Annotated in this window: 8 protein-coding genes; all 8 read right to left on the bottom strand. The window is 38.7% G+C overall.

Features of this window, described 5'->3' with window-relative positions:
* Nucleotides 1-178: 178 nt before the first annotated feature.
* A complete protein-coding gene (locus LBQ60_09435) occupies nucleotides 179-1,114 on the bottom strand; it encodes a BACON domain-containing protein (GenBank protein MDR2038133.1) in 936 nt (311 codons plus the stop codon).
* Between the two features lie 28 nt (nucleotides 1,115-1,142).
* Complete coding sequence (locus tag LBQ60_09430; GenBank protein MDR2038132.1) at nucleotides 1,143-2,288, bottom strand: sugar-binding protein; 1,146 nt, start codon at nucleotides 2,286-2,288, stop codon at nucleotides 1,143-1,145.
* Nucleotides 2,285-3,322 (bottom strand): nucleoside hydrolase, encoded by a 1,038-nt coding sequence (locus tag LBQ60_09425; GenBank protein ID MDR2038131.1) that lies wholly within the window; start codon nucleotides 3,320-3,322, stop codon nucleotides 2,285-2,287. Before LBQ60_09425 ends, LBQ60_09430 begins: the two co-directional genes overlap by 4 nt.
* A gap of 11 nt (nucleotides 3,323-3,333) precedes the next feature.
* Nucleotides 3,334-4,368, bottom strand: a complete 1,035-nt coding sequence (locus LBQ60_09420; GenBank protein MDR2038130.1) for a hypothetical protein — start codon at nucleotides 4,366-4,368, stop codon at nucleotides 3,334-3,336.
* Between the two features lie 14 nt (nucleotides 4,369-4,382).
* Nucleotides 4,383-5,951: a RagB/SusD family nutrient uptake outer membrane protein gene (locus LBQ60_09415; protein ID MDR2038129.1), complete on the bottom strand. Its 1,569-nt coding sequence runs from the start codon at nucleotides 5,949-5,951 to the stop codon at nucleotides 4,383-4,385.
* Nucleotides 5,952-5,963: 12 nt separating this feature from the next.
* The gene (locus LBQ60_09410) at nucleotides 5,964-8,987 is read right to left on the bottom strand and encodes a TonB-dependent receptor (GenBank protein MDR2038128.1); all 3,024 of its coding nucleotides are present in this window, start codon (nucleotides 8,985-8,987) and stop codon (nucleotides 5,964-5,966) included.
* 62 nt (nucleotides 8,988-9,049) lie between these two features.
* Entirely contained in the window at nucleotides 9,050-10,060 is a 1,011-nt protein-coding gene (locus LBQ60_09405) for a GRP family sugar transporter (protein ID MDR2038127.1), read from the bottom strand.
* A gap of 34 nt (nucleotides 10,061-10,094) precedes the next feature.
* Nucleotides 10,095-10,273, bottom strand: a 179-nt coding sequence (locus LBQ60_09400) for a PfkB family carbohydrate kinase (protein MDR2038126.1), incomplete at its 5' end; no start/stop codon positions are given.

Here is a 10,273-nt window from a genome sequence, read left to right as displayed (position 1 = left end):
GGAGCCTTGGCACAACGCATCCAGACGTTAATCAAAATGCCCGGACTCGTCAAACAGGTTGGAGGAAACGCATCAAAAACCATTGCCCGCTCATGGAACGACATTACGGAAGAGGTGTTGAGCCGGTATGTTTTTTTGATGAAAACACACGCGGGAATTAAGCAGTCGTGTTAAAATATTAGTTAATGTCTTTCACACAACGAACAGCAACTGCCCACGCTTTATCAGAGCCGCAAGTTGGGCAATTATAACTTCCGGCATCTCTATGAGGCATAACTCTTCCATTATGAGTGCCATCTTGAGTGCCACAAGACACAGCACACAGCCAATCGCGATCGAGAGCACCAGTTTCGGTACGCCAACCACTTTGCGGTAAAAATATTCCTCCTTTCATGTCTGTTTTTGTAGCATCTGCAGCCATTTCAGGGATGATTCCAATTACTACTCCACCTATTGCAAATCCTGTTTGAGCAGGAGATCTCCATGTCGCGCCAATAGTCCATACATTTACTAATTCATCTTGGGTAGGTACACGCCAACCTTCCGGACAGGGGTCGTTTTCGGGCAACCAATCGGTGTTGTCATTTACATAGCTTGCAGGCCAATTTGCAGGGCTCACCACTCCTGTAGCAGGATAACCGACCTTGCGATTAAACTGGTACAACAGCCCTTGCACATCGGGTTCGGCAGTAAATTCACCGGGGTTTCCGACATTTCTTGTCGACCAAATAATGCCATCAATCAACACCTCTCCCGGCCCTAATGTTATATGATCTTGCAGAACTTTTACTTTACGCACCATGTCTTCAGCCGTTACCGTAATAAAAGCCGAACGCATACTAATAATCGGATTTGCTTCCACCGACACCGTAATAACTTTTTCACCCGTTCCGGTAGTTTCGCTTAATGTACACCAAGAAGCATCTACGGTAGCTGTCCATCCCAAATATCCTTTTATTGTTAATTCATAAGTTCCCGCTCCTGATGTCGGCGTAATTGCCGATGGTCTGACAGAAAAATAAGGAATTTGAATTTCAGCGTTGTTTTTGTCTTCACAACTCCATACTGCCAGCAGCATAATCGCTGCACAAATCATGAAATTTTTTTTATTCATAGTGTTCAAATTTTAAGATTTAACTAATTTATTTTTTTACCACATTTCCTCTCCAAATATGATATGTCCATTCTGCAAATTTTGTGCCTGATGGCTCTACATCAGGCGCCGCTAAACTCACAGTGTAATATATTACTGGCTCTTCCCAATTTTCGATTTCACCATAGGCATTACGTTCAATTCCCGGATTATGATTTCGCGGATAGCCCGAAATTTCAGGAGTAATACGCAATATCGGAGTCCATTCCCCGGTAGAACGTAGAAAATCATCTAAGGGCATATAAGCAACTTCAACAGCTTCTTCAATATGGGTAGGATAAATTGATGGATTCGGGTGTACTGGGCGAACGATTACAATTTTATTGTTTATTTGGTCTATAGCAAAGTCAGAATCCGTTGTAACATCTGTTCCTGTGTAATCGATTTTAGATAAACCTTTATTTACCATAGTTGTATAAGCCGTTCCCGCTGTATAATTATCCATATTACTGCAATCTATCTCCGCCCAAACAATTCGTGTACCATCAATATCTCCTATTGTATATGTAAGCAGAACGTGGCCTTGCCTGTCAAGCGAAACTGCTGAAGGTTGTCCGACCCCCCATGATTTATAATCTTGTCCAGTTCCTTGATCCCCATCATAAGACCACGTTTTTTTAACAACCTGATTAGGATATTTTACCCAGGTATTAGCTTCCAAATCGTTGCTAAATGCTACGCCGATTTCGTTATAATAAACCCCATACATATTGCTTAAATAAAACATTGCATATTGGTAATTGTTTTCATTCATAGAAAAATTCCCTTTGATAACAGAAGGGTCACAGGTATGATGATTGTCCCAGCTCTCCGAAGTGCCCGGAGTTAAAACAATTTTCGCCGGTGTTTGATTGCCATCAGGATTAATTCGTATGTGGTAAATATTATCAACCATGACCATATTTTGCGTGCCGCAAAAAAATACGTGTATGGAGCCATCATCCTTTTTGACTATGCTTGGACAATATGAATAACGTTGCTGTCCGTAAAAACCAAAAATTTCCTGAATATTTTCAAATTCATACCCCTGTGCCGGAGTTGAGGGTTTAGGTTCCGGTTTGTAATTATATTCTTTTTCTTTTCCACATGAAACCATCAATCCACAAAAAATCCACATCATTAAATATTTTTTCATTGTTCCGAGTATTTTAAAGGTTTTTTAGTAATTAATCGCACAAAGTAATCTTTGATTTTTTTTACCTGCTCATCGTTAACCTCAAGATATATGTGTTTTCCACTCCCATCTGCCGTAAAGATTGAATATCCCGCGGTATCTATCGAAATTATTCCATTCGGAGATTTATTCATGAAAACCGAATCCGGCTCAGCAGCATAAAGTACCGCTGTCAAATCCCATGTGGGACGGTCATAGGGCATCGGTAGATAGGCTTTATACGCTTCCACCATAGGATGTAGTACTCCCCAGTCCAAATCATTTTCAATACTCGCCGCAGGATATTCTATTTTAATCCCCACTTCAAAAGGAGTGGCTACAACCGATGTGGGCCATTCTGAAAATATCTTTTGCGCAGCAGGAATATCTTTTACAACGTTATATTCTTTCAAAGGCTTCTCACCAAAACTTCCAGCCATTATAACAAGTTGTTTTACCTTCGCAGCAATTAGTTCTTTTCCTGTTAACGGCGAATACTCATCAGCCGGCGAATCCAACAGCTTCACAATATTCGTAGAAAAACCAACAGAAACAATATCTACAGAATGATTGGGCTGTTGAGCCAATATTTTACGATATAACACAACTGCTTCAGGAAGCGACTCGTAATCGGTTAAAGTACGCTCAAACGCAGGTTTACCATCCACAGTAATTTCACAAACAGCACGTGCATAATTAACGGCATCACTTTCGCTATCTACGCCATCTTTTACAATACCAATGGGCACATTGGCATGCCCATACCATGTGGCCATAATATCTGTAAATTCAGCAGCGTATTTACTGTTTTTATTGCTCATTATAGCCAATAAATCTACTTTGCCGGCTTCCATGTATTTATATATCATATCCAAAGCCAAAGCATCATCCACATCGTTACCAATATCTGTTTCGAATATTAGTTTAATTTTTTCTTGATATTTAGGTGTATTGTTTGAGTAAGACACTAAACCTAAAGACAAGAGTGTTATTAAAATAAATGACTTTCTTTTCATAATTTAACAGTTTATTTATCAAAAAAAAATTTCAAGTCGAAACATGCAGAATATAAATCGTAGCTCCAAAGCCAGTCTTCGCCCGTTACCGCAGGTGTGAAATACATGATAAGTTCATCGTCGTTTAACATATATCCTCGTGTATCCGTCAAAATTCCGGGATTATGATTTCGTGGGAATCCGGATTTAGCAGGACCTACATGTCCTATCTTAATCCACTGATCACCTGGCGTGCTCAAATCTTGGTCAACAGGAATATATGTCAATTCCGACACATTCCCGACCCAAGTCGGAATTTGTTCGTCCATTTCTATTCTTCGTTCCGAAACCATATAAACATTTTTTTGCGAATACGCAGGATAATTGTTCCCACCCATACCCGATATTTTCTTTTCTTCACCAAATTTTATATCGTTCAAATTATTTATTTTAATATCGCGATAAGTAAATCCGCCATTTGAATTTGAATAAAACAAGCGTATAACAGTACTATCCAACACCACAGTTGTACTTTGCCCGACGCCCCATTTGCTTCTGTCGATATAAGTAATCAGCGGATTTTTGTCAAATTTTATATACGGGCCTTCAATATTTTTAGATATTGCTAATCCGATTTGATTGTGGTTACAATCCCATTGGTCAACACCTAAATAGGTCATTATCCAGTTATACGTCTCACCGTTGTAGGTCGTTTTGAATTCTCTCACATCCGGGTCGCATATGTGGCAATTATCCCATCCGCTTTCAGAAGGCTCAATTATCATTGTCCCGGATTGCCATTTGTATCCTTCTTTTGTTGGAATTCCTTTGTATAAATAAACATAATCTACGATTTTGAAAGGATCGCGATTTTGACATATAAAACCATAACGAATCCCATATTTATCTTGAATAATACTTGGTGCATAGTTGTAATGCCCAGCCCCGCCACTGAATTCATATTGTACTTCAGGCGTTATAATTTTTTCATTATTCTTTCCCCTTTCGCACGAAGAAACAAACAATGATATTGTTATTACTATTGACATGAAATAATAGTTTCTCATAATTATAACAAATATTAATAATTTGTATTTTGCGAAAGATTTGGATTGTTATCTACTTCACTCTGGGGAATAGGCATACAATGTGATTTTCCCACTATGAAATTATTAAAATCAGCATCTCTGTTTTTCAACTCGTTTATGACAGTTTGATTATCCAATCCCCAGCGTTTCAAATCAATCCAGCGCACACATTCCAATGCAAGTTCCAAGCCACGTTCAATTTTAAGATGTTCTCTAAATGTGTCTTTATTTCCAATAATTTGTGATCCATTATAATATGTACTATTTTGAATTGTCGGCAAATTCACACGTTGACGAACACGATTCAAACATTCCACCGCTTTTGTAGGTGGCGTAGCGCTGTTTTCATTCAATGCCTCTGCATATAACAATAACATATCCGAATATCGTAATATTCTAAAATTATTGTCGTTCCAATAATATAAAGGATAAACATCCGTACTGTATTTTTTAATAAATACACGGTCTGACCACGTTGCGTCGAAACTCCATGGAAGTCCATATACAGTAGCATTTTTATCCGGAAAATCTGTTGCAGCATCATTATACCATACACTATAGAACAAACGGATATCATTTTTATTATCGACTGTTTTTTCCCGTTTGAAATAATCAACCAGCCAGCGTCGGGCTTCAATATTATTCCAACCCAAACCTTTTGGGGCTTGATTCATTTCAATTTGAGTGCCAAGCTGTGCATTAGGGTCAAGATAGTTGTCGGTTTGGTCGAACCCTACTCTATTCATCAATGAAAATTGTATCTCATAGAGTGATTCTTTATTGTTTTCGGTAGTATTTCGGAAGTTGTCACCATAATCAGGCATAAGATCGTAATAGTTTTTCCCCTCACCGTCTATCACCCATTCAAAACAGGTAATTGCATCTGCGTATCTATGATGCTGCATATAAGTTTTTGCAAGTAATCCATAGGCTGCTCCTTTAGTTGGTCGTCCATACTCGTTGGTCTCTCGTGTGGCAGGAAGTTTTAAAAAGGCATCCTTCAAATCCTCTTCAATTTGGGTGAAAATCTCATCTGCTGTTTTTTGTTCAGGCTTATCATCTGCCGATGAAATATGAAGCACTAAGGGAACATTATCCCACAATGCGGTCAAATAAAAATAGTAAAATGCACGCAAAAACTTTGCCTGTCCTATCAAATCCTGCTTGTGATTATCATCGGCAAACACCACATCATCAATTTTGTCAAGCACTTGGTTTGCCCGATAAATAGCGACATAATGCTCTCGCCATATTTTAGTATTGACTTCACTAAAATTATAATCGGTAAAGATAAATTTTGTATATTCATTCAATTCGGTCCAGCCCGCATATGAAACACCATCATCTGACATCCCTTGCATTTGTGTGTGCATATTACGGGTCCATGTCCCTTGTCGATAAAACATGTTATAAATGGCTATTACGCCACTTTCTATATCAGATTCGGTTTTCCAAAACACGCCACTGTTAATAGAATTTTCGTTGTTAATATCGAGCAACGATTCGCTGCATGATAACAGGGCAAACATTAAAAATATTATACTGTAATAAAACTTTTTCATAGTTATATATTTTTAGAACATGAACGATAATGAAAATAATACTGCACGAGGATTGGGGAATGAACAGCCATCTGAAGACAGTGTAAATATTCCCGAATCGCGAAATTCAGGATCTAATCCCGAATATTTTGTAAACGTAATCAAATTTTGCAATGTAACACCTAAACGTAGATTGTCAATACCAATTTTTGCACAAATCAGATTCGGCAATGTATATCCTAATGATATCTCGCTTATTCTATAGAATGAACCGTCTTCGAGCCAACGATCCTGATCGCCGCGGGAATTTCTTGTGTCCCCATATACAATACGTGGAAAATTGGTTACGGGTCTTTCGGGTGTCCAGGGAACAATACCGTTAAAATTATTCTGATTTCCGGTAAAGTCAACTGTTGCTGCCGCCGAGCCATTCCACACATCATAGCCAAAACGTCCATAGCCGTTTATACTTAAATCAAAACTTTTGTATATTGCACTTATCGAGAGGCCGGCTTCAAAAGCAGGCCAAGGATTGCCGACTATCTGCCTGTCTTCAGATGATATTATCCCATCATCATTATAGTCATCGTATATAATATCGCCGGGAAGTGCATTCGGTTGAATAATTTTCCCCTGTGAACTAACGTAATTTTGCACATCTGCTTCGGACTGGAAAATACCCAACATTTTGTAAAGATAAAACATCCCAAGTGGTTGGCCGATTTCGGCCTTCGACAATGACTCATAATATACAGTGCGTCCATAGCCTAAATCAAGTATTTTATTACGCGTAATTGAAAAATTAAGTGATGCCGAATAAGAAAAATCTTTTCCTATTTGATCTTTCCAACCTAAGTCTATTTCTATCCCCGTATTGCGCAAACTTGCTGCATTTACGGCCGGATTACCGCCTTCATTTCCAGAAGACATCAATATCGGCAAATAAACCAACAAATCCGTACTTTTAGAATTAAAATATTCGAAAGTGAAATTTAGCCTGTTATTGAGAAAGCCCGCATCCAAGCCTATGTTTGCCTGTGTATTTTTTTCCCATACAAGATTGTTGTTCGATATTCTCGATTGCGTCATGCCAACAAGTTGATATTCGGGTGAGCCAAATACGGCACGCGGAGCTATATTTATGGTTTCTTGATAATCCCAGTATCCTATGTTGCTGCTGCCTAATGTTCCGTAATTTGCCCTTATCTTCAAATCGTTAATAAATGGCACATTAAAAAATGCTTCTTTGCATATTCTCCATCCCAAAGAAAAAGATGCAAAAGTCCCCCACCGTGTGTTTTGGGGCAACCGTGATGTCCCGTCTCTACGCATCGTTGCCTGTAATAAATACCGATCATCGTACGAATAGTTCAATCGCCCGAAATAAGAAATAAGAGCCGCTTTTTCATATCCCCCACCGCCCGCAGTGGAGCCAGTTGCTGATCCTATAGATTCTATATATTTATCACCTATGGTTAACGGCGTTTGTTTTGTTGTCCAGTTAGAATTGCTTTTAAACATATCATAACTAATACCGGCAACAGCATCTATATCGTGTTTGCCGAATTTATGTTTAAAGTCATACGTTTGCTCTATCACAACGCCATCACTACGATAACTTTCAAATGATATATACGGCTCATCGCTTCCCTGTCCCATAGTCCAATTGCCTCTTTTCCGCAATGTGTTTGTAACGCCAAGATAACTTGAATAGGATACGTTTAATTTTGCAGAGACCATATTGAACAATGAAATTTGTCCATAAATATTACCTCTGAGGAATTTTTCCGGATTATCCTGCACAAATAATTCTTGCATGGCCACAAGATTTCGTCCGTAATTATTTGCTCTGTCGGGGTCTCCATAGCCATATCCGCCGGGATGTGTTTCGTCATAAACAGGAATAGTTGGCGAAATCGCAATAAAATCAGACCAGGGATTCCCATTCAAATTTTTTCTGTTTGATGTCGAAAAGAAGAAATTCTCGCCGTAAGAGAAAATACCTTTTTTGCCGCTTGAATTCACACGGAACGCATATCTGTCATAACCCGTACTGTAAAGCGCTCCTTCATCTATCATCCTGTTTAATGAAACGAAATATTTTCCCCAGTCGCTTCCTCCCGAAAATGACACATTGTAATTGTGAAGTATGCCGGTACGCAACATTTCTTTTTGCCAATCAGAATTTCCGTCATAATGATTTTGTCGCCTTAAAACGCCCGCTACTCCTGAAAGTATAGCTTCATCATAAGCCATATCATCAAAATGCTTCCATGTTTCGGCATCCATTAAGTCATAACGAGGCAGCCATGAAACAGTCAGGTTTGCATCAAATTCAACTTTTAACGGACCTTTTTGTCCTTGTTTAGTAGTAATAATTACTACCCCATTTGCTGCACGCGAGCCATAAATAGCCGCAGAAGATGCATCTTTAAGTATTTGTACAGATTCGATATCAGAAACATTAATATGCACATCCGAGCTTCCAATTAACCCATCAATTATAAACAAAGGACTATTATTTGTCAAACTTCCCAAGCCGCGTATAGTTATAAAAGCGCTTTGTCCAGGCAATCCGCTGGAAGTAACTTTTACTCCAGAGGCAAGTCCTCTCAACGAACTTATAACATTTGAAGATGACCGGTCTCTCAAGCTCTCAGATTTGATAACCGACACGGCACCTGTTAAGTCCTTTTTCTTAATAGATCCATATCCAATAACAACTACTTCATCAATTAATTCAACATTCTCACTGAGCGCCACATTAATTATTACCTGATCCCCAACATTAATTTCTTGCGATGTATATCCTATATAAGAAAAAACTAATGTTGAATTTGCTGCAACATTTATAGTATATTTACCATAATTATCGGTATACACGCTTTGCCTGTTGTCCAATTTATTTACAATTACAACACCCACTAATGGCTCTCCTGTAGTGTTATCGGTGACAACACCCGAAATGGTCTGTGCCGTAACATTAATGACACCAAAAAACAGGAATAATAACATTCCAAAACAGTATTGAAATCTATAATACTGTTTATTTCTCATTTTTTTTATTTTACTTTCCATATAGTACAAAGATTAAGTTAATTATTAGTATTAGATGAATCTTAATTAGCCCCTGCCAAAACTATTAACCCAAGTCCAACAACAAACAATAAAAACATAAGTGATAACAAAACATAAACACGGCTTGAGGAGCCTTTAAATTCTTTCCAAATGAAAATACCCCATATTGCCGCAATCATGGGGGCGCCTTGTCCTAATGCATAAGATACGGCAGCGCCAGCTTTTCCCGCAGCAATATAGCTAAAAGCTGTTCCCATACACCATATAGCACCGCCAAGTATGCCCATAAGATGGGTGGGGAATTTACCATGAAAATAGTCTTTGTAAGATACCGCTGCTCCTACAAACGGATATTTCATTGCATAGGTGTTGAAAATAAAATTGCTTAATAAAACACCTAAAGAAAATACAACTATGGCAGAATATGGTGTCAGCATACCCTGGGCGGGATTTTCAAAATTATTAAGATCCATAGCAGCGGCAACAAACCGATAGAAAAACGCCATGACCACACCCGCTATTATAGCCAGTATAATTCCTTTACGATTGTTATTACTTTTTCCTGAACTTTTACCTGCCTTGCCAGAAGCGACACCGTTACAAATAATGGCCACAGCAACAAGCGCTACACCGATGAAAAGAATGAGTGGATCTCCCTTTGGCACACCCATATAATTTATAATAACGCCAATTACCATAGCAAGACCTACTCCGAGCGGAAAAGCCACTGAAATCCCGGCAAGCGAAACCGATGCGGCAAGCAGTATATTGGATACATTGAAAATAACTCCACCAAGAATAGCGCTTCCGACATTATTCATATTTGCTTGTACCATGTCCTGAATGAAAGAACGTCCTTGATTTCCCACATTGCCCATGGTAAAAGCAATAATGAGCGCAAAAAGGAACATCCCTATAACGTAATCCCAGTAAAACAATTCATATCTCCATGTTTTACCAGCTAACTTTTGAGTATTTCCCCACGACCCCCAGCAGAGCATCGTAATAAAGCAAAAAATAATTGCTAATCCATAATTGTGTACAATAAACATATTTTTTGATTTTTTGATTTGTCTTATCAATATTTCATTTAATGCAATGAACTTCATTAAACATATCCACCTCTTCCCTACGTGGCGCCGACGATTGTGCGCCTATGCGTGTAACCGAAATGGCAGCTGCCTTACAAGCAAAATGTACCGCCTCAATCAACGAGCGGCTTTCGGCCAAAGCAACCGCTAAAGCGCCATTAAAAATATCGCCCG

It is taken from the genome of Bacteroidales bacterium, from assembly GCA_031275285.1.
GTDB lineage: Bacteria > Bacteroidota > Bacteroidia > Bacteroidales > UBA4181 > JAIRLS01.
Note: the sequence above shows the minus strand (reverse complement) of the source record. Positions and strands in the feature narration are given on the sequence as shown.

Bases quoted from the DNA above. Each gene is read 5' to 3' on its own strand.
- LBQ60_09410 (MDR2038128.1), bottom strand. From the start codon at position 8,987: ATGAGAAATAAACAGTATTATAGATTTCAATACTGTTTTGGAATGTTA.
- LBQ60_09430 (MDR2038132.1), bottom strand. From the start codon at position 2,288: ATGAAAAAATATTTAATGATGTGGATTTTTTGTGGATTGATGGTTTCA.
- LBQ60_09435 (MDR2038133.1), bottom strand. From the start codon at position 1,114: ATGAATAAAAAAAATTTCATGATTTGTGCAGCGATTATGCTGCTGGCA.
- LBQ60_09415 (MDR2038129.1), bottom strand. From the start codon at position 5,951: ATGAAAAAGTTTTATTACAGTATAATATTTTTAATGTTTGCCCTGTTA.
- LBQ60_09405 (MDR2038127.1), bottom strand. From the start codon at position 10,060: ATGTTTATTGTACACAATTATGGATTAGCAATTATTTTTTGCTTTATT.
- LBQ60_09420 (MDR2038130.1), bottom strand. From the start codon at position 4,368: ATGAGAAACTATTATTTCATGTCAATAGTAATAACAATATCATTGTTT.
- LBQ60_09425 (MDR2038131.1), bottom strand. From the start codon at position 3,322: ATGAAAAGAAAGTCATTTATTTTAATAACACTCTTGTCTTTAGGTTTA.